The organism is Candidatus Darwinibacter acetoxidans, from assembly GCF_041936445.1.
Classification (GTDB): Bacteria; Bacillota; Limnochordia; order Darwinibacteriales; family Darwinibacteriaceae; genus DTU010.
Window position 1 is genome coordinate 1 of sequence record NZ_JBHGXH010000071.1, and the last position, 19,062, is coordinate 19,062.

At 57.4% G+C, this 19,062-nt stretch carries 19 protein-coding genes; 9 read left to right on the plus strand and 10 right to left on the minus strand.

The features are described 5' to 3' along the window. From ACE4YL_RS02515 to ACE4YL_RS02555, 9 genes are all read right to left on the minus strand, one after another. A partial coding sequence (locus ACE4YL_RS02515) for a hypothetical protein (protein WP_461369142.1) occupies positions 1–231 on the minus strand: 231 nt, incomplete at its 3' end. A 47-nt stretch (positions 232–278) separates the two neighbouring features. Continuing rightward, positions 279–737 carry a hypothetical protein gene (locus ACE4YL_RS02520; protein WP_461365145.1) on the minus strand — a complete coding sequence of 153 codons (459 nt, stop codon included), beginning with the start codon at positions 735–737 and terminating at the stop codon, positions 279–281. A gap of 326 nt (positions 738–1,063) precedes the next feature. After that, positions 1,064–2,197, minus strand: a complete 1,134-nt coding sequence (locus ACE4YL_RS02525; RefSeq protein WP_461369143.1) for a caspase family protein — start codon at positions 2,195–2,197, stop codon at positions 1,064–1,066. 210 nt (positions 2,198–2,407) lie between these two features. Further along, positions 2,408–3,469, minus strand: a complete 1,062-nt coding sequence (locus ACE4YL_RS02530) for an ABC transporter substrate-binding protein (RefSeq protein WP_461365424.1) — start codon at positions 3,467–3,469, stop codon at positions 2,408–2,410. A 73-nt stretch (positions 3,470–3,542) separates the two neighbouring features. After that, positions 3,543–4,559 carry an ABC transporter substrate-binding protein gene (locus tag ACE4YL_RS02535; RefSeq protein ID WP_461360021.1) on the minus strand — a complete coding sequence of 339 codons (1,017 nt, stop codon included), beginning with the start codon at positions 4,557–4,559 and terminating at the stop codon, positions 3,543–3,545. Then, positions 4,534–5,370: an ABC transporter permease gene (locus tag ACE4YL_RS02540; RefSeq protein WP_461360008.1), complete on the minus strand. Its 837-nt coding sequence runs from the start codon at positions 5,368–5,370 to the stop codon at positions 4,534–4,536. Before ACE4YL_RS02540 ends, ACE4YL_RS02535 begins: the two co-directional genes overlap by 26 nt. Next, positions 5,364–6,149, minus strand: coding sequence for an ABC transporter permease (locus ACE4YL_RS02545; protein WP_461360022.1), 786 nt, complete (start codon positions 6,147–6,149; stop codon positions 5,364–5,366). The genes ACE4YL_RS02540 and ACE4YL_RS02545 overlap by 7 nt, the downstream gene beginning before the upstream one ends. A gap of 35 nt (positions 6,150–6,184) precedes the next feature. Continuing rightward, entirely contained in the window at positions 6,185–7,234 is a 1,050-nt protein-coding gene (locus ACE4YL_RS02550) for an ABC transporter ATP-binding protein (RefSeq protein WP_461360009.1), read from the minus strand. Between the two features lie 25 nt (positions 7,235–7,259). Beyond that, positions 7,260–7,799: a helix-turn-helix domain-containing protein gene (locus tag ACE4YL_RS02555; RefSeq protein ID WP_461360010.1), complete on the minus strand. Its 540-nt coding sequence runs from the start codon at positions 7,797–7,799 to the stop codon at positions 7,260–7,262. A 187-nt stretch (positions 7,800–7,986) separates the two neighbouring features. On the opposite strand from ACE4YL_RS02555, the gene ACE4YL_RS02560 reads away from it, so the two are divergent. The 4 genes from ACE4YL_RS02560 to ACE4YL_RS02575 all read left to right on the plus strand — a co-directional run bounded on the left by ACE4YL_RS02560 (position 7,987) and on the right by ACE4YL_RS02575 (position 11,967). Continuing rightward, positions 7,987–8,706, plus strand: a complete 720-nt coding sequence (locus ACE4YL_RS02560; protein WP_461365278.1) for a ZIP family metal transporter — start codon at positions 7,987–7,989, stop codon at positions 8,704–8,706. Positions 8,707–8,767: 61 nt separating this feature from the next. Further along, positions 8,768–9,595 (plus strand): flagellin, encoded by an 828-nt coding sequence (locus tag ACE4YL_RS02565; protein WP_461360012.1) that lies wholly within the window; start codon positions 8,768–8,770, stop codon positions 9,593–9,595. 224 nt (positions 9,596–9,819) lie between these two features. Next, positions 9,820–11,268 (plus strand): phosphohexomutase domain-containing protein, encoded by a 1,449-nt coding sequence (locus tag ACE4YL_RS02570; RefSeq protein WP_461360013.1) that lies wholly within the window; start codon positions 9,820–9,822, stop codon positions 11,266–11,268. Further along, a complete protein-coding gene (locus tag ACE4YL_RS02575; protein WP_461360014.1) occupies positions 11,269–11,967 on the plus strand; it encodes a nucleotidyltransferase family protein in 699 nt (232 codons plus the stop codon). Here ACE4YL_RS02575 and ACE4YL_RS02580 read toward each other — a convergent pair. Next, the gene (locus ACE4YL_RS02580; protein WP_461360015.1) at positions 11,964–12,449 is read right to left on the minus strand and encodes an NUDIX hydrolase; all 486 of its coding nucleotides are present in this window, start codon (positions 12,447–12,449) and stop codon (positions 11,964–11,966) included. The two genes, ACE4YL_RS02575 and ACE4YL_RS02580, sit on opposite strands and share 4 nt — an antisense overlap. 145 nt (positions 12,450–12,594) lie before the next feature. On the opposite strand from ACE4YL_RS02580, the gene ACE4YL_RS02585 reads away from it, so the two are divergent. The 5 genes from ACE4YL_RS02585 to ACE4YL_RS02605 all read left to right on the plus strand — a co-directional run bounded on the left by ACE4YL_RS02585 (position 12,595) and on the right by ACE4YL_RS02605 (position 18,829). Further along, positions 12,595–13,056, plus strand: a complete 462-nt coding sequence (locus ACE4YL_RS02585) for a hypothetical protein (RefSeq protein ID WP_461360016.1) — start codon at positions 12,595–12,597, stop codon at positions 13,054–13,056. A 96-nt stretch (positions 13,057–13,152) separates the two neighbouring features. Continuing rightward, complete coding sequence (locus ACE4YL_RS02590; protein ID WP_461360017.1) at positions 13,153–15,072, plus strand: serine hydrolase domain-containing protein; 1,920 nt, start codon at positions 13,153–13,155, stop codon at positions 15,070–15,072. A 34-nt stretch (positions 15,073–15,106) separates the two neighbouring features. Then, positions 15,107–16,375, plus strand: coding sequence for a GTP pyrophosphokinase (locus ACE4YL_RS02595; protein WP_461360018.1), 1,269 nt, complete (start codon positions 15,107–15,109; stop codon positions 16,373–16,375). Between the two features lie 112 nt (positions 16,376–16,487). Beyond that, positions 16,488–17,654, plus strand: coding sequence for an NAD(P)-dependent malic enzyme (locus ACE4YL_RS02600; RefSeq protein ID WP_461360019.1), 1,167 nt, complete (start codon positions 16,488–16,490; stop codon positions 17,652–17,654). Positions 17,655–17,656: 2 nt separating this feature from the next. Further along, positions 17,657–18,829: a MalY/PatB family protein gene (locus ACE4YL_RS02605; protein ID WP_461360020.1), complete on the plus strand. Its 1,173-nt coding sequence runs from the start codon at positions 17,657–17,659 to the stop codon at positions 18,827–18,829. Positions 18,830–19,062: the final 233 nt, after the last annotated feature.

A 19,062-nucleotide genomic window follows, 5' to 3' on the forward strand; every position in this document is an offset into this window, starting at 1 on the left:
GTCGGAAAAGAAGGGACGCCAGCGCTGATCCCAGCCCTCTGGAGACAGGGTGATGGTAACCCGGGAACGGCCCCCGTTGGCCAAGGCCACCTTCACGGTCTCCTCTTCCAACCAGGCCACCACGGCCACATCCCCCAGCCAACCATCCCGCAGGGCAGCCGCGGCTGGACTCGCCAGGAGCAGAACTACGATCATTGGTATCGCAAACGAGTAAATGCTTAAGCGACGCACTTTTAGGTCCTCCTGTCTGCGCGTTTCTCTTCTTCACCTAACCAAGGTTAGCGGGCAATGAACCCGCCTCCGCTGGACGATTCACCTAAGCGCATATTACGGCCGTAAACCATGAGGGTGGGACCTTCGAACCGCTCTTGACGCCAGCTGTAGTTGGAGTCTACCCTACTCAGACCAAACGTCATGGTGGTGAGCCACGGCATGTTGGGCGTCTTCATCCTCAGTACCAGGTAGGGCTTCACATACTCGATGGTGTTGCTGCCCCGTACCTGGGTGGGGCCACCACCAACGGAGTGAATGCGAATTCGTTCTTGGCTGTAACCACCCGAAGTGGTGTAATAATCGTCGACGACAATGCGGATGTTGCCCGAGTCGTCCAGCAATCGATCGAGATCCACGGTTACGTCCAACTGGGAGTTCGCTGGCACCACATAGCTGTCCAGCTTGAAGATACCAGCTTCCTGAACCGGAACATTGAAGGAACGATAACCTTCTGCGATGCGCACGCTGCTAAGTGTCTGTCCCCGACCAGGGATACTGGGGTAGAAGACCTCCTGAACAATCGTCCGGGCTGGTATACTAATCTGCCTGGACGGGAAGACTGGCCATCCCCAAGCGTCCGTGGTACTAGTCGAAATGGTGATAGAGACCCTGCTGTTGGAAGTGTTTCCCACAGCTACATATAGCTTAGTTCCGTCCAGCCAAGCCACCGAAGTCAGACTGCCGCTAGAACCGTAATTATCTCGGGCAGCAGCGGAGCCTGCTGCCAGTAGTACCATCAGAAAAACAACAACTAACTTACGCATGACAGCACTCCTTTCTAAAGGTCGGTCTATCTATACTTGAAAATTGGCTTGTTTTCAGAGTTGCCTCGGTGAATGAAAGGGTAGTGGCGTACTGAGGGATCTTTGTCTCGGTAAAAACTCAACATCTCGGCGTGAGTGTAGTCGTAGAGCTCGTAAGGCGTAATCGCTCCGTCGTAGTTGTCATCAGCCCATCCGTTCCTTAGACCCTGCCACAAGAAGTAAGTGAACACGCTCCCCTGGAATAAGTCGTAATGTTGGACCTGCTGGTTACTCTGAGCCCCCGTAAGCACAGTATACTTCCGTTTCTTGAGAGCGAGGGGCTCAAGGGGGTTGCCATCCGCCATGGTCTCCGAATATGAACCATCAATGATAATTGTGACATAGCCCGGAAAATCACGGAGCCAGGATTCCAGTTCTGCGTCGGTGATGGACTTCTTGCTCAAACCCAGCCCGGTGTCGTCATAGGGGCTTAGGTAGTCAGCGCCTGAGAAACCTGAGAAATAGATGATCAAGTGATCCGCTGTACTCTGAGCCTTGCTCACATATGTTTGGATTTGGTTTTTGATGGCGTTCTTGGTAGCCTGCGAATCAACCAGCCGCCGGCCCTCGCCAGGTAAAAGGTTTCCCAGATACAAGGTCTCATACATTCTTTCTGCATCATTTCTCGGTCCTGGGAAGCTCTTGCGACTATCTGCGTAGTTCTCGATGCCTATTATCAAGAAGTAGTAGTGGGGGACGGGCTCGCTCACATAGATGGCTTCGACCCAGGTAGGCTCACCGGGATAAACATACACTTCAGTCTGAACATCATGGCGAAGTGCCCTATGGCTAACGGTCAAGATGGAGTATCCCACATCTAGATTCCGAACCTCGTAATAGCCGTCATATTCGGTAGTCCCAAATCCTTTTTTGCCGGTACTGACGTTTTTAACCTCGATCTCCGCACCAGACAGAGCCGTCCATTCGCCTGAAGCCAATGGCTCAACCGTAAACAGCACATCGTCTTCCCCCGCGGACAATTCGCCCAATCCCTGTCGAATGTACACGAATCCGCGCACGCCGCCTTTCTGGGTAACAGGAGGTTGGAGATCAACGCCGATACATCCAGCCAAAATGGCAGCCAAAACCAGCAGTGCGGAGAAAAAGTACAATCGCCTCATCCTTAGACCTCCTTCCCTCTATCAATATATGTCGCAACATATATTGCTTTTACGGGCTTAGTTTCTACTTGTCTTCATCTTATCGCCAAACTTTTCCTTTGGGAAGGAAAAGTTTATCCGTATGCTTAGAAAACTGCCAGCACCTCCCAGAGCTGCGGGAGGATGAAAAAGGAAGCGGCCATTGCATGTTTGCAACAGCCGCTTGATAATTTAGTGAGCCTTCACTTCCGTCCAGATGCGATCGTAAATACTCAGGGTCTGGCCCAGGTTCACGAATACTTCAGCGTTTACCAGATCCTCTGGTTCGGGATAGATGCTCCTATCGTCACTGATTTCCGGCGGAATCATGGCCCGCACCTCTCCGTTGGTCACGGCATACCCAGTGTAATCCGCATTGCGGAAGGAGATCTCCGGATCCAGCATGAAGTTGATGAACTTCATGGCGCCATCGGGATTCTTGGCGTTGCTGGGTACGGCCATCACATCAAACCAGAGGTTTGTCCCTTCTTTGGGGATAGCAAAGGCCAGATCCGGGTTTTGCATCCTGGCCACGGTGGCCTCTCCAGACCAGACCACGGCCAGAGCTGCTTCACCGGCGATCATCTTATCCTGCCCCTCATCCACCACGTAGGCCAAAACCAGGGGCTTTTGCTCCTTGAGCAGCTCACCCGCTTCCTCCAGTTCTTTCTCATCCAATGTGTTGATGCTGTAACCCAGCCTCAGAAGGGCTACGGCAATGGAATCCCGCTGGCTGTCCAGCATGAGGATTTCCTTTTCATACTTGGGATCCCAGAGGATATCCCAACTTTCCACGGGATCATCCACCATGGTGGTGTTGTACAGAATACCTACTGTGCCCCAATAATATGGGAGCGAGTACTCGTTTTTGGGATCGTAGTCCCAGCCCAGGTGCCGCGGTTCGATGTACTTGGCGTTGGGTATCTTGGTCAGATCCAGCTTTTGCACTAAACCTTCCTCAATCATTCTGGTGAGCATGTAGTCCGATGGAAAGATCACGTCGTACGAACTGCCGCCAGCCTTGATCTTGACGTACATGTCCTCGTTGGTGGCGTAGGTGTCGTACACAACCTTGATGCCCGTTTCCTTCTCGAATTCTTCCAGAATGCTTTCGTCGATGTAGTCTCCCCAGTTGTACACATAGATGGTGGGCTTGTCCCTCGTGCAGCCAGTGAGAACTGCACTGAGCAGTACTAAAGCCGCCAGCACCCAAAGCGCTTTAGAGAGTCTGCTCAACCTCCTCACTCCTTTCATATGATTGGGGTTTAGGAAGGCCGGCAGGGCCTTCTATGCAAGAGCCCCTCCCGGAGGGAGAAGCTCCAATTGCCTAGAACGCCTTAACTTCAGTCCAAATGCGATCATATTCCTTCAAAGTCTCACCAAGGCTCACAAACACCTCGGTATTGGCCAAAACTTCCTCGCTGGGGTAGGCCCGGGGGTCGTTGCGCACCTCTTCCGGCAGCATCTCCCAGGCAGCCAGATTGGGGGTGGAATAACCGGTGTACTCGGCGTTGCGCAGGGCAATTTCCGGCCGGTTCAAAAAGTCCATGAACTTGTGGGCCCCCTCGATGTTCTTGGCCCCCTTGGGAATGGCCATCACGTCAAACCAGAGGTTTGTGCCCTCTTTAGGGATGGCGTAGGAGAGATCCGGGTTCTCGCCGATGGCGTACATGGCTTCCCCTGACCAGGTGAGGGCCAGGGCCGCTTCACCCGCGACCATCTTGTCTTTCCCCTCGTCCACAACGTAGGCCAAAACCAGGGGCTTCTGCTGCTTCAACAGCTCAGCCGCTTCCGCCAGCTCCTGGGGGTCCTTGGTGTTGATGGAATAACCCAGCTTCAGGAGGGCCGCCCCGATGGAATCCCGCTGGCTGTCCAGCATGAGGATGTTCTTGGCGTATCTGGCATCCCAGAGCACATCCCAGCTGTCCACTTCTCCCTCCACCATGGTGGTGTTGTAGAGGATGCCTAACGTACCCCACATGTAGGGCAGGGTGTATTCGTTTTTTGGATCGTAATCGGCTCCCATGAGTTTGGGGTCGATGTGCACGCGGTTAGGGATCTTCTCCAGATCGATCTTGAGCAGCATACCCTCGTTGATCATCCTGGTGACCATGTAATCCGAGGGGAAGACCACATCGTAGGTGCTGCCGCCGGATTTGATCTTCACATACATATCTTCATTGGTGGAAAAGGTGTCGTAGACCACCTTGATGCCTGTTTCTTTCTCAAACTCTTCGAGGATGCTCTCGTCGATGTAATCGCCCCAGTTGTACACGTACAGAACGGGCTGTTCTTTGCCGCACCCGGTGAGAACCAGGCTAAGCACTACCAAACCGAGGATCATAAGGACTGTCTTTTTTAGGGACACGTCTCCCATTCCTTTCCTTTCTTTCTTCGCGGGCTTGCCGCACATTGACGATAATTAGGAGTGCTAACACAAAGGTGAACATGATGGTGGATAGGGCATTGATCTTGGGGTTGATTCCCCTCCTAGCCATGGAGTAGACCGTGATGGAAAGCGTGGATACTCCTGAACCGGTGGTGAAGAAGCTCACCACAAAATCGTCAATGGATAGGGTAAAAGCCAAAAGCAGTCCCGTGATAATGCCCGGCATTATTTCAGGGATGATCACCTTCCACAAAGCCTGCAGCGGTGTACAGCCCAGATCCAGCGCCGCTTCGTAGAGATGCTTGTTCAGCTGGCGCAGCTTAGGCAGCACCGACAGGATCACGTAAGGCACGTTAAAGGTAATATGCGACAGCAGCAGGGTGATATACCCAAAGCGCATCCTGGAGAACACAAACAGCAGCATCAGGGAAATGGCAGTCACAATTTCCGGGTTCAAAACGGGCAGGTAGGTCACGTTCATGATCAGCTTTTTCGGAACCCCCCGGGTATTGTGAATACCGATCGCCGCCATGGTGCCGATCACGGTGGCAATTAGGGCTGAGCTCACGCCGATGATCAGCGTGGCGTACAGCGAGTTCATGATGGTGCGGTCCTGAAACAGCTCCACATACCAGCGCAGGGTAAATCCTCCCCACATGCCCCGGGAGCGGGCATCGTTGAGGGAGTACACCATGAGCACGGCAATGGGCAAGTACAAAAAGGCGAAGATCAGGTAAATGTAACTGCGTTTCAACCACCTCACCATAGCGCCACATCCTTTTCTTCCCCTTCAAAGAAGGACATAACTGCCATGCTCAAGAGGATCACCACGATCATCACCACCGAGATGGCAGAGCCAAAACCCCAGTCCCCCACCACAAGGAACTGCTGCTCGATGAGGTTGCCGATGAGGGTGAACTGGCCGCCGCCCAACAGCCTGGAGATGACGAACGTGGTCATGGCCGGCATGAACACCATGGTGATCCCGGAGACCACCCCAGGCAGGCTCAAAGGTAGGATGACCTTGATGAAAACCTGGAAGGGGTTGGCCCCCAGATCCCCCGCTGCCTCCACAACCCCTTTGTCGATCTTGCTCAGCACCGAGTAAATGGGGAGCACCATAAAGGGCAGGAAGTTGTAAACCATGCCCAGGACCACGGCGCCGTTGGTGTACAGAATGTTCACCCGCGGCAAGCTGAAAAAGGTCAATAGAGAGTTGAGAAAGCCGTTGCGCTCCAAGATGGTGAGCCAGGCATAGGTCCTCAGCAGGAAGTTCATCCACATGGGCACCACAAAGAGCAGCATGATCACATGTTTGCGCTTAAAGGCGTTGCCCGCCATGATCATTGCTGCGGGATAGCCCAACAGCAGGCAGATCAGCGTGCTGATCACCGCCAGGTTCAAGGAGCGGATAAAGACCCTGAGGTAGATGGGCTGAAAGAACCGAGTGAAATTCTCCAAAGACCAGGTGGTCCCGCCCTCGGTGGGAACCGTGAAGGCGTAATACAGCACGAGCAGCATGGGCACCACCGTAAAGAGCACCATCCAGATGACATAGGGCGTGAGGGAAAGCCGCTTCACTACGCTCTCACCTTCTTCATGATGTGGATATCCATGGGCTCAAGGCCCAATCCCACCATGGTCCCCACCGGTTCCATGAGGGTAGAGTGCACCAGCCACTCTGTGCCGTCGGCGCCTTCCACAATCATCTCGTAGTGTACCCCCAAAAAGTTCACGGAGCGGACCACGCCCTTGAGCTTGGCCTGATCTGGGGGCATGAGGGCCAAGTCCTCCGGGCGGATCACCACATCCACCAGCTCATCCCGGGCGAAACCAGAGTCAGCACACTCAAACAGGTTGCCGGCAAACTCCACCAGGTAGTCCTGGCGCATGATGCCGTCCACAATATTGCTTTCCCCGATGAAATCGGCAACAAAGGCGTTCACCGGCTCGTTGTAGATCATCTCCGGCGTGCCGATCTGCTGGATCTCCCCATCCTTCATGACCACAACCGTATCACTCATGGACAGGGCCTCTTCCTGGTCATGGGTGACAAAGAGGAAAGTGATGCCCAGCTGCCTCTGCATGTTCTTCAGCTCGTGCTGCATCTCTTTGCGCAGCTTGAGGTCTAAAGCGGCCAGGGGTTCATCCAAAAGCAGTACGTCGGGTTCGTTGACCAGAGCCCGGGCAATGGCTACCCGCTGCTGCTGCCCGCCGCTGAGGGAGTTGACGTCCCGCTTCTCGTAGCCCTGCAGGTTCACAAGCTCCAGCATGCGGGAGACCTTTTCCCGGATGACCGACTCCTTCATCTTCTTGATCCGCAGGCCGAAGGCGATGTTTTCAAACACGTTGAGATGGGAGAACAGGGCATAACGCTGAAAGACGGTATTCACTTTGCGTTTATGGGATGGCACATTACCAATGTCTTGACCGTTAAAGGTAATAGTTCCCGTGTCGGGCTTCTCAAAGCCCCCGATCAGCCGCAGCATGGTGGTCTTGCCGCAGCCGCTGGGACCAAGCAAAGTGACAAACTCATTCTTGCGGATGTACAGATCCACATCTGTCAGCGCAGGTGTATCGTCGTAATACTTGGAGACACCTTTCAGCTGAACGATGATCTCGGACACCACAGTTCCCCCTTTCCAATCTTGAAGACTAAAAGCTCGGCGGTGAAGAAACCCACAGAACAACCGCGGGCCTTTTGCCCGCGTTGGCGATGTAATGGCCTGCTTCGGCGGGGAAATAAAAGGACTCGCCCGCCCGGACCTTAACCACTTCCGAGCCGAAATGCAGCAGGATCTGCCCCTTGATCACATACCCAAACTCCTCCCCATCGTGGGGATCGTCGTAAGGCGTGCGTCCCTCCGGCTCCAGGTGCACCACGATGGGCTCCATGGCGTTTTTCTGGGCATTAGGCACCAGCCAGCGGATCTCGCTTTTCAACTCCGGATCGCTTTTGACAGAGACATCGTTTTTGGTAAAGACCATTTTTTCAGGCACGTCCTGCTTGAAAAAGTCCTGCAGATTTGTACCCAGCGATTCCAGAATATCGATCAAGGTGGCGATGGAAGGCGAGGTGAGGTCACGTTCCACTTGAGAAATGAAGCCTTTGGACAGTTCGCAGCGGTCCGCCAGTTCCTCCTGCGTCAGGTTGTGCTGGATGCGTAGACGCTTGATTTTCTCACCTATCTTCATCCCTGTCCCTCCCTTCCTAAGTTTCGTGATACTAAACTTGAAGTTTAGCAACACTAAACAAGTGTATTGTACCGAGTGGGGGGGTGCATGTCAATACTTTGTCCCCAAGAATTTTGCGGGGGAGGAGAAATAATTCTCTGGCGGGGGAAATAGGCATGTAGAGGGAGTTTCCGAGGGAGGTATGGGGATGTGGGAGCTGGCTAGAATTGTTTTCCTGGGCACCATGGCGGGAGTGTTAGGCACAGGCGCGGGGGGAATTCTCCTGGGGCTCGGCCGCATACCCCAAGGGGCGGAACTCAGCTTTCACCTGGCCTTCTCCAGCGGAGTCATGCTCGCGGTGGTCTTTCACGACCTGCTCCCGGAAGCCCTGGCCCTGCGGGGACCCGGCGTGACCTTTGCCGGGGTGGTCTTGGGAACCGCTGCCCTGCCGCTGCTCAAACCCCTCTTTTTTCCCACCGGTCGGGGCAGCTTGATCCAGACGGGGCTTTTTTTGGGCCTGGGCATCGCCGCCCACAACTTCCCGGAGGGCCTGGTCATCGGGGCGGGTTACCTGGCCTCCCAGGAGCTGGGCTTCAGTCTCGCCCTGGCCCTCTGCCTGCACAATATTCCCGAAGGGATGGCCATGGCGGCACCGCTTCTGGCCGGGGGTGTGGGCAGAACCTCCGCTGTGCTTTTGACCATTGCCGCGGGTCTGCCCATGGGCCTTGGCGCCCTGGCGGGCGGGCTTTTCGGCCAGCTGACCCCCACCACCTTAGCCGGGACCTTGGGCTTTGCCGCGGGAGCCATGCTCTTTTTGGTCTTCCACGAACTGCTCCCGGAAGCAAACTGCTTGGACTTTCCCCTGGCCGCCACCTTGGGGGCGATTTTCGGCGTGATGCTCGGCCTGGGACTTTTGGTGATCCACTAAAGGCCCAGCCGCGCCCGGTCGATAATTAAGGGAAGGGAAATCGGAGCAGGGGGGTGGCGCGGTGAATCTGTTTTACTTAGCCGGACTGCGCGCAGTAAGCGCGTACCATGCGGCTGCTAAAGCCTACGCCGTTTCCCTGGAGCGCATCGCCACGGGGAAGCGGATTAACCGCGCCGCGGATGATGCCGCGGGACTGGCCATCTCCGAACGGATGAAAGCCCAGATCCGCGGACTGAGGCAGGCCTCCCGCAATGCCCAGGACGCCATTTCCCTCCTGCAGATAGCCGATGGAGCCCTGGGGGAGATGCAGTCCATCGTACACCGCCTGCGGGAGATCGCGGTCTATGCCGCCACGGGTACCCTGGATGAAGCTGACCGGGCCGCTTTGCAGATGGAATTCAGCGAGCTCGTTGGGGCCCTAGGGGATATGGCCCGGGGCACGCACTTTAACACAATCCCCCTTCTGGATGGGAGCCGGGATGAAAACAATCCCCTGATCATCCAAGTGGGTGCGAACGCGGGGCAGCATATGGAGATCGCTTTGGGAGACATGCGCCCGGAGGCCCTGGGCCTGGGGGATCTCTCCGTGGCGACGCAGGAAGAAGCGGATGCGGCCATAGGAGCCCTAGACGAAGTTTTAACTAAGATCTCTTCCCAGAGGGGCTATGTGGGCGCGAAGATGAGGCGCCTGGAGCACACCGTGAGCAATCTAGAAAACATGGCCCTCAACCTCACCGAGGCGGAATCCCGCATCAGCGATGCCGATATCGCCCTGGAGGTTTTGAACATGGTTTCCGCCCAGATCCGCATGCAGGCGGCCCTGGCCATGATCGCCCAGGCCAATGCCGCCCAGCAGATGATCCTGCAGCTGCTCTGGCCGGCGAGGTGATTGTGGTCCGGTGACGCTGCCCAAGAATGAAACAAGGCTGCTGCGGCAGCCTTTTTTTCTGGGGTTCAGATCCTTTCCCCAGCACATGTTCCCACTAGCATCGAAACAACCACAGCTACTGCACATACCTGTTCTGTCCCAAGGGGGCCGGAGCCAGTGGTCAATTTCCAACAGGAAGCTTAGCACCCCAAAGCGAATACTCAAAGCAGCTTTGGTGAAAGGTCGTGAAGCAGGTGATCAAGTTCGGGACCGGCGGCTGGCGGGCCATCATTGGCGATGGGTTTACCTTCAGCAACGTGCGCAGGGTGGCCCAGGCCGCGGCGCTCTATCTCCAGGAAAACAAACAGGACCACAAACCGGTGGTGATCGGCCATGACCTGCGCTTTCTCTCGGGCCGTTTTTCCAGGGCCATCGCGGAGATCCTGGTGCACAACGGCATCCCCGTCTGGTTCATTGAACCGGTGGTGCCCACTCCCATGCTCATGTACGCGGTGGAGCAGGAGAAACTCGCCATGGGGCTGATGGTCACCGCCTCCCACAACCCCTCCGAATACAACGGCATCAAAGTGATCGTGGAAGGGGGCAAAGATGCCCCGGTGGAGGTGACCAACCGCCTGGAGGAGCTCTGCCAGCTCATCCCTCCCCTGGAGGCACCCCCCCTCACCTTCTTCGACGCCCTGGACCAGGGGAAAATCGTGCTCTACTCCAACAAGAACGCCTACATCGATTCCCTCCTGGCCCAGATCGATGTCCCGGCGGTGCAGCAGCTCAACCTCAATGTACTGTTTAACCCCATGTTCGGAGTGGCCAAGGACATCATGGCCATGTGCCTGGCTTCCCTGCGCTGTTCGGTTGATCTGATCAACGCCGAGCGGGATACCATGTTCGGCCAGCGGGCTCCCTCTCCCTCCCGGGAAGCACTCCAGGATATGGAATACCTCATGAAGCAGGGGCACTACCACATCGGCATCGCCACCGACGGGGACTCAGACCGCATCGGCCTCTACGATGAAAAGGGGAATTACATCACCGCCAACGAGATCCTCAAGCTTTTGTACTACTACCTCAAGCAGTACCGCAAGGAACGGGGCGGCGTGGTGCGCAACATCACCACAACCCACGTATTGGACCGCATTGCCCACTCCTTCGGCGAACCGGCCTATGAAGTGCCCGTGGGTTTCAAATATATCACCCAAAAAATGGACGAAGAAGACCTGCTGCTGGGGGGAGAAAGCAGCGGTGGGCTGAAAATCCGGGGCCATGTCAACGGTAAAGATGGCATTTTAGCCGCGCTGCTGGCCGTGGAAATGCTGGCCAAGACCAAAAAGACCCTCAGCCAGCTGCTGAAGGAGATCGATGAAAAATACGGGACGCTGCACTTCGGGGAGCTCAACCTGGGGTACCGGCAAGAAGAGCGCAGCCGCCTGGAAAAGACTCTGCTCGCGGACCGCTACATCCCCGCCTTTCCCTGGAAGATCCACAGGGTCTCCTATCTCGATGGAGTCAAGTTCTACTTCACCAATGACTGCTGGTTTTCCATCCGCTTCTCCGGCACAGAACCCATCCTGCGCCTGGCCTGGGAAACCACCAAACCAGCCCAAGCCCAGCAGCTGCTGCAGGTGATCCGGGAGGACAGCACACTGCAGCTGCCCCTGGGCAAAGGAGGCAGCTAAGTGCGGGGCGTAATCCTGGCGGCTGGGAAAGGCACTAGGCTGGGCGCGCTGGGGGCCAAGGTGCCCAAAGCGCTGCTGCCCGTGGGCAAGAAACCGTGCCTGGAGCATATAATTCTAGGGATGAGGGAGGCGGGCGTGGACCGCTTGGCCGTGGTCATCGGCCATTTAGGTGAGCTGATCCAGGCCCGGTATCAGGACGGCAGCTCCCTGGGCGTGCAGATCACCTATCTCCAGCAGGACCTGGCTAGGTATGGAACGGGAGCCGCCCTGCTCCAGGCGGAGCAGTTTGTGCAGGGAGAACCCTTTTTTGTCTCCTACGGAGATATCGCCATCGCCCCGGAGAACTACCGGGCCATGGCCCAGCTGTTCAATGAGCACGGCACCATGGTCAGCTCCATCAACTGGATGGATGATCCCACCCACGGCGCCGCGGTGTATCTGGGCGCGGGAGGTTTTGTGGAACGCCTGGTGGAAAAACCCCCGCCGGGCACGTCCCAAACCAACTGGAACAACGGCGGGGTTTATATCTTCCTGCCCCAGGTCTTCCACTATCTGAAAAACCTGCGCCCTTCGCCCCGGGGTGAATATGAACTCTCCGCGGCGGTGGCGCAGATGGCTGCCGATGGCGTCCCCATCAAAGCCCACCGGATCACCGGGTTCTGGCGGGACATCGGGGCGCCCCTGGAGGGCGAGTCTTAACCCTGCTTCCTGAGGTTTCTGAGGTACTTGAAAACGGCAATGATGGTTTTGGCGTCGTTGATCTCACCCTGGTCGATCATCTCCTCCACCTTTTCCAGGGGAATCCAGCGCACGTTGATATCTTCCCCGGGGTCTAGATGCTGCTCTCCCTTGGTGAGCCCGCTGGCGTAGAAAAGGTGTAAAACCTCGTTGGTGTAGCCGGGGGTGGGATAAATATGCCCCAGGGACTCCCAGTCTTCGGCACTGTAGCCCGTCTCCTCCTGGAGCTCCCGGCGCGCGCATTCCAGGGGCGGCTCGCTGCGGTCAATGGTCCCCGCGGGGATCTCCAGCATCTTGCGCCCCGCTGCGGGCCGGTACTGTTCCACCAGGAGCACCTGCCCGTCCTTGACCACCAAGGTGGCCGCGGCTCCGGGATGATCAACCATCTTAAACTGCCTTACCCTGCTGCCAATCCAGACGTCCTTGGTTGTAAACCTGAACACAACTATCACCTCTCGTCAGTAATTCTGGCAAAAGGCAGAGACTCCTTTTGCCCGGGGCCGGTCACCCTTTCTTTTTGCCTGCAGTAATCTGGACAGTAAGGGTGGTTATACTATTCCTTGACACTATGGAAAGGAATGGTGCCCCGTGACTGCCCAAGCCTTAATCTATCCCGTTTTACTCCTGCTCGTGGGCGGATTTGTGCTCCTCACTGTACCCCGGGACAACCTGCGCCTGCTGCTGCCCTACGGAGCAGTTTTGGGCGGGCTCCTGGAGTATCTGGAAGGCCTGATCACCGGCGGCCTGGGGATCACTGCCTTCCACAACGTGGGCCTGATCCAAGCCGGAAGCAATCCGCTGCTCTCCTACATCGTCTGGACCTTCATCGCGGTCTTTTTCCTCCACTTCTGGCCCCGCTCCAACGAACCCCTGGGTTACCTGTATTTGCTGGGCTGGGCTCTTCTGGCCACCGGTTTCAGCCAGGTGGTGAAGGGGGCAGGCCTGTTCAGCTACGCGGAGTGGTTCTACCCCATTCCCATGCTGCTGCTGTTTGCCGCCCGCTTTGCCCTCAAGGTGTGGGTGGCCAAACGCTGCGGTTTGCTCAGCTAGGCGGCGTTCACAAATTGTGGGGCGGCGGGAGGAACCCCATCTCACCGTGGAGAAGTCTGGAGGTGAAGCTAGTAACTTCCTCGTGGGGTGGGACAGATGAAAAAGTGCTGCGCACCAGTGGTTATCCTTGCACTACTTATGGCGGTCTCTGCCGCTTCTGCCCAAAGCAGCAGCGTGCAGGATCCAGCGGCCTTGGAAGCGTTCTTTGACGGAGTGTTTTCCGTTCAGCTCAGGCAGAACAAGATCCCCGGCGCCGAGGTTGTGGTGGTTGCCCAGGGCGAGATTGTGTTGGCCAAAGGCTACGGTTTCGCCGACTTGGCAGAGGAGATCCCCATGGAGCCCGGGATCACGGTCCACCGGCCAGGTTCCATTTCCAAAATCCTGGTCTGGCTGGCCGTGATGCAGCTGGTGGAACAGGGGAAGCTGGACCTCTATGCCGATGTCAATACCTACCTGGACTTCACCATCCCCCCGCGCACCACTTCCACCAAGGACGTTCCCCCCATCACCCTCCACCACCTCATGACCCATACGGCAGGTTTTGAGGACGAGGTGGCCTGGACGATTGTGGCAGATCCGGAACTGCTCAAGCCCTTGGGGCAGTATGTGAAGGAACATCTCCCCGCCAGGGTCTTTACGCCCGGATCGATCATGGCCTATTCCAATTACGGCACAGCCCTTGCCGCCTATATTGTGGAACGGGTGAGCGGCCAGCCCTTTGCCGCCTACGCCCAGGAGCAGCTCTTGACTCCCTTGGGCCTCACCTCCACCACCTTCCGGCAGGAGCTCCCCGGGGACCTGGCGGCCCGCCTGAGCCGGGGTTACCGCTATGAAGCCGGGCGCTACATAGCCGGCGGCTTCGAGTATGTGCAAAACTACCCCGCCGGGGGCTTAACCACCAGCAGCCTAGATATGGCCCGGCTGCTTTTGGCCTTGCTCAGTTTAGGCGAGCTGCCCGGACCAAGCCCGGAGCAGTCCGCAGAGGACGAGGGCCCGGAGCGCCTTTTAGCTGAAGAGACCATGCGGACCATGCTGAGCCGGCAGTTTGCCGCGCATCCCGAGCTCCCTGGGATGACCTACGGCCTCATGGAAGCGGAGTACAACGGCCGCAGAATTTTAGGCCACGGCGGCGATACCTTCCTGTTCAGCAGCGGCCTCTACTTCCTCCCCGAGGAAGATGTGGGCCTGTATGTGGTGTACAACTCCCCGGCAGGCAGCGAGCTGCGGGGTCTGGTCCTCAAGGCCTTCCTGGACCGCTATTTCCCCCCGGCAGAAGGGGCAGGGCCCCAGCCGCGCCCCATCACCGAGGGCACGGAAGCCAACTACCGGGGGGTGTACCACAGCTCCCGCTCCAATTTCACCGGAGTGGAATCGGTGGTGCGCCTGGCGCAGCCCCTCACTGTGGATGTGGATTCCCAGGGCTATCTCCTGCTGCAGGCGGGCGGAGCGGTCCAGCGCTTCGGGGAAATCGCCCCCGGGCTGTTCCAGGAGCTGCACGGGGACGCTAAGATCGCCTTTGTGTTCGACGACGGCAGAGCGGTGCGCATTCTGCTGCCGGGTCCAGGGGCCTGGCTGCGCACGCCTTGGTATCAGACGCCAGCCTTTTTAACCACCCTTGTGGCCGGCTCCTGCCTGTTCATGCTGGGCACGCTCATTGCCTGGATCCGGGGGGTGTTCAGGATTCGCCCCAGGCACAAACCCCTGGTTTTACCCAAGGCGCTGGCGGTCCTGTTTATCCTGCTCTTTTTCACCGCCCTTGTGCTGGGGGCAGAAGTGCTGAACACGCTCCATCCTGAATACGATGTGCCCATGGTGGTTTTAGAACCTTCCTCTACCCTTAACGTGCTGCTCGTGCTCACGAAGATTCTAGTGGGGCTGGGCGCGGTGATGCTTCTCACCGCCATCTACCTCCTGGCCGCGAAAGGAGGCAGCCTCGGGCAGAGAATTCACTATGTGCTGCTCACCCTGGACGTGCTCGCCGTGATTTTCGTGTTGTGGCAGCTTAACCTCTGGTGATGGGAGGTTAAATACTGACGGATAGGAGAGCGCCATGGCTTTAATTAAGGAGTTCCTCGAAGACTACAGGGGTAAGATTGGTCACTTTCAGCACCTGGCGGAGGTCTGTGCCTACCAGTGTGAAAGTGCACTGAAACGGCAGGGCCTGCGGGTTTTAGTTACCTCCAGGGCCAAACGGCTGGATAGTCTCGCCTCGAAGGTTGAGGACCGGGCGCAGGAAAAGAACTACCGGAGTATTGCCGAGATCTATGAAGATATAGTTGACCTGGCTGGGGTGCGCATCGCCCTGTTTTTCCCCCAGGACCAAAGAGAAGTGGATCAGTTTATCCGCTCCAACTTCAACGTGGACAGTGTGAAGGATTTCCCGGAGGCCTTAGGCCATCCCGGAGCCTATCCCAAGCAGTTTTTAGGCTATGTGGGCCGCCATTATCGCCTCTACTTAAAACCTGAATCCCTTCCCCCAGAAGAGCAGCACCTGGCCAACTACGTCATCGAGGTGCAGGTGGGCTCTGTTTTGATGCATGCCTGGGCCGAGGTGGAGCACGATCTGGTTTATAAATCCACCGGAAGTTTTCTCTCCCAGGACGAGTACGCAATCCTGGATGAGCTCAACGGGCTGATGTACGAGGGCGAGATGGCCCTGGAACGTCTGCAGACCGCGGTGAAAAGGAGGATCAACGCTGAGCAGCACCCCTTTTTCAACCACTATGAGCTCGCCTCCTACCTCACCGATCAGAAGCGCAGAGCACTCCCGGGCCCCGAATGCCGCTTTTCCATCGGGCGCACCGATGTGCTGTTCCAGTTCCTGAAGACCATCGGCCTCAACTCTGTGCCGGCCCTGCGCCCCATCCTGCAGACCTGCCGCTTCAGCCCGCAGGCGGAACCCCTGGCCCAGCAGATCGTAGACCAGCTGCTTGTGAATAATCCCGATCTGTACGGCGCCTACGATCGGGCCCGGACCACCGTTGGTGCCACCGACCCCTTCGGCACTCCCTACGAAACCCTGTCCTTCTTCTCGGAAACTGGCGGCCTGGGCCCCTTTATGCGCAGCTGGATCGGGGTTGAACGGGCTTTGGGGCAGGTCCTCCACCAAGTGCTCAGGGGTGAACCCGCGGATCTGGTTCTAGATGGCCAAACGGAAGAGAAACTCCGGCGGGCCAAAAAGCTGCGGAACCAAATCGTCTTTGGCAGCGCACCGCCCAGTGAAGAAGAACTGGAACGGGGGGAGGAGTTTTTGCAGGGCTTCCTCAGTTTTCTCCAGCAGGGAGCAGTCGAACCTAGTTTGCAAGAACAAAAAGCTTAAGACGCATATTTTTACACACTCTTAACAGCACACTCCTAAGGAACGGAGCATTCATTGTGGAATGTAGTTGGTAGAGACGTGCAGAGGACGCAAAACAAAAGGAGGAGACTCGATGAACGTATATGCACAAGCGCTGGAAAAACACAAGGAGTGGCGCGGCAAGGTGGAAATTATCAGCAAAGCCACGGTTAAAAACTCAGCTGACCTCAGCCTAGCGTACTCCCCAGGTGTGGCTGCCCCCTGCCGGGAAATTGCAGAGAATCCCGAACGAGTCTGGGATTACACGTGGAAGGGCAACACCATTGCCGTGGTTTCCGATGGCACCGCGGTTCTGGGCCTGGGCAACATCGGCCCCGCGGCGGCGCTGCCGGTTATGGAAGGCAAGGCGGTTTTGTTTAAGGAATTTGCCAATGTCAATGCCATTCCCCTCTGCCTCAACACCCAGGATGTGGACGAAATCGTGCAGATTGTGAAATCCCTGGAACCCACCATCGCCGGGGTAAACCTAGAAGACATCTCCGCCCCCCGCTGCTTCGAGATTGAGCGGCGCTTGAAGGAAGAGACCAACATGTTCGTCTTCCACGACGACCAGCACGGCACGGCCGTTGTCACCCTGGCCGGCCTGATCAACGCCCTGAAGGTTGTGGGCAAGGATAAAGATGCGGTGATCGTGGTGAACGGAATCGGCGCCGCTGGTGCGGCCATCGTCCTCACCCTCTTGGAAGACGGCTACAAAAACATCATCCCCTGCGGCCGCCACGGCAGGTTGATCCCGGGCGATCCCGCCAACAATCCTTGCCAGGAGGAGATTGCCCAGGCCACCAATCCAGAGGGCATCAAGCAGACCCTGGCGGAAGCCATGCGGGGCGCAGATGTGTTCATCGGCGTCTCCGTGGCCAACGTGGTCACCCCCGAGATGGTTAAGAGTATGAACGATCAGCCCATCATCATGGCCCTGGCTAACCCTGAACCGGAGATCTCCGTGGAGCTGGCCCTGGAAGCGGGGGCGGCTGTTGTGGCCACCGGGCGTTCCGACTACCCCAACCAGATCAACAACGTGCTCGGCTTTCCCGGCATCTTCCGGGGCGCCCTGGATGTACGGGCCACCGAGCTGAACTGCGCCATGAAAATCGCGGCGGCCCACGCCATTGCCGGCCTGATTCCAGAGCCGACCGCTGAGTGCATCATCCCTTCACCCTTCGATTCCCGGGTAGTCCCGGCTGTGGCCCAAGCGGTGGCCGATGCAGCCAGAAAAACAGGCGCTGCACGGGAGGTGTAGGCATGGGGTGTCCCTTCGACCAGGTGGTTGAGCGCCGCAGCACCGGCTGTGTCAAGTGGGATGGCCTTTTGGAGTCCTTCGGCCGGGAGGATCTGCTGCCCATGTGGGTGGCAGACATGGACTTCCGGCCCCCCGAGGCAGTGGTCCAAGCGGTGACCCAGCGCGCCCAGCACGGCATTTACGGTTACGAAAAAAGGCCAGCCAGCTTCGATGAAGCTGTCCTGGGCTGGCTCCAGAGCCGCCACGGCTGGGATGTTGATCCCGCCTGGCTGATCCATACGCCGGGGGTTGTGGCCGGCCTGACCTTTGCCGTGCTGGCCCTCACGGAACCGGGTGAGCGGGTGGTGATTCAGCCCCCTGTTTATCCCCCGTTCTTTGCCATTCTGCGCAGCAACGGCCGGGAAGTGGTGGAAAACCCCCTGGTGGAATCGGGGGGCAGGTATGTTATGAACTTCGAGGAGCTGGAGGAGTTCTTCCGCTCCGGCGTGAAGACCATGATGCTCTGCAGCCCCCACAATCCCGTGGGCAGGGTCTGGACGAAAGAGGAACTGGAAACCCTGGCCGAACTGGTGCTCAAGTACGATGTGACGGTGCTCAGCGACGAGATCTGGTCTGATCTGGTCTTTGCCGGGTCCAAGCACATTCCCTTCGCCACCCTGGCGCCGGAGATCGCCCAGCGGACCGTCACCTTCAATGCCCCCAGCAAGACCTTTAACATCGCAGGGCTCTACGTCTCCAACGGAATCATCCCCAACCCGCAACTCCGGGCCAAGATCTGCCAGCTCATGGAGCGCCTTTCCGTGGGAGCCATAGGCTTCTTTGGCTTGGTGGCCGCGGAAGCAGCCTACAGATCCGGAGCCCCTTGGCTGGATTCCCTCCTAACCTACCTAGAGGAGAACGGCAATTACGTCCGGCAGGAGCTGGGCCGGATTGCCCCGCAGATCAAGATTAACAAGCCCGAGGGCACCTATGTCCTCTGGCTGGATTGCCGGGAGCTCGGCCTTCCCTACGAAGAACTGAACCAGTTCTTCGTACAGCACGCGGGTCTAGCTCTGAACGAAGGTTCCGCCTTTGGCTCCGCGGGCCTGGGCTTTCAGCGCATGAACATCGGCTGCCCCAGAAGCCTGATCGGCGAAGCCCTGCGGAGAATCGAACACGCACTTTCAGCCCTATAGGAGCACATACACCAAGGGGGCGTTGCAGAACTACTCGATTGAGTAGGAGCAACGCTCCTTTTTGTGTCTCTTGGCCTGAAAATGCGCCCAGACTTGGATTGTACAGTAAACGCCCCGAATGGACACAACCCGAAAACCTAGATGCTTTGTTTATCGGCATTTCCGAGATTGTGGATAACTCAAAACCAGAGATCGTGTAGGCACAACCAATGTGCATAAAATGGTTGTATTAT

What these genes read in the sequence shown, in the direction of transcription:
- ACE4YL_RS02525 (WP_461369143.1), bottom strand. Translation starts at nt 2,197, where the DNA reads ATGAGGCGATTGTACTTTTTCTCCGCACTGCTGGTTTTGGCTGCCATT.
- ACE4YL_RS02530 (WP_461365424.1), bottom strand. Translation starts at nt 3,469, where the DNA reads ATGAAAGGAGTGAGGAGGTTGAGCAGACTCTCTAAAGCGCTTTGGGTG.
- ACE4YL_RS02535 (WP_461360021.1), bottom strand. Translation starts at nt 4,559, where the DNA reads ATGATCCTCGGTTTGGTAGTGCTTAGCCTGGTTCTCACCGGGTGCGGC.
- ACE4YL_RS02540 (WP_461360008.1), bottom strand. Translation starts at nt 5,370, where the DNA reads ATGGTGAGGTGGTTGAAACGCAGTTACATTTACCTGATCTTCGCCTTT.
- ACE4YL_RS02545 (WP_461360022.1), bottom strand. Translation starts at nt 6,149, where the DNA reads ATGGTGCTCTTTACGGTGGTGCCCATGCTGCTCGTGCTGTATTACGCC.
- ACE4YL_RS02555 (WP_461360010.1), bottom strand. Translation starts at nt 7,799, where the DNA reads ATGAAGATAGGTGAGAAAATCAAGCGTCTACGCATCCAGCACAACCTG.
- ACE4YL_RS02560 (WP_461365278.1), top strand. Translation starts at nt 7,987, where the DNA reads ATGTGGGAGCTGGCTAGAATTGTTTTCCTGGGCACCATGGCGGGAGTG.
- ACE4YL_RS02590 (WP_461360017.1), top strand. Translation starts at nt 13,153, where the DNA reads ATGAAAAAGTGCTGCGCACCAGTGGTTATCCTTGCACTACTTATGGCG.
- ACE4YL_RS02595 (WP_461360018.1), top strand. Translation starts at nt 15,107, where the DNA reads ATGGCTTTAATTAAGGAGTTCCTCGAAGACTACAGGGGTAAGATTGGT.
- ACE4YL_RS02600 (WP_461360019.1), top strand. Translation starts at nt 16,488, where the DNA reads ATGAACGTATATGCACAAGCGCTGGAAAAACACAAGGAGTGGCGCGGC.
- ACE4YL_RS02605 (WP_461360020.1), top strand. Translation starts at nt 17,657, where the DNA reads ATGGGGTGTCCCTTCGACCAGGTGGTTGAGCGCCGCAGCACCGGCTGT.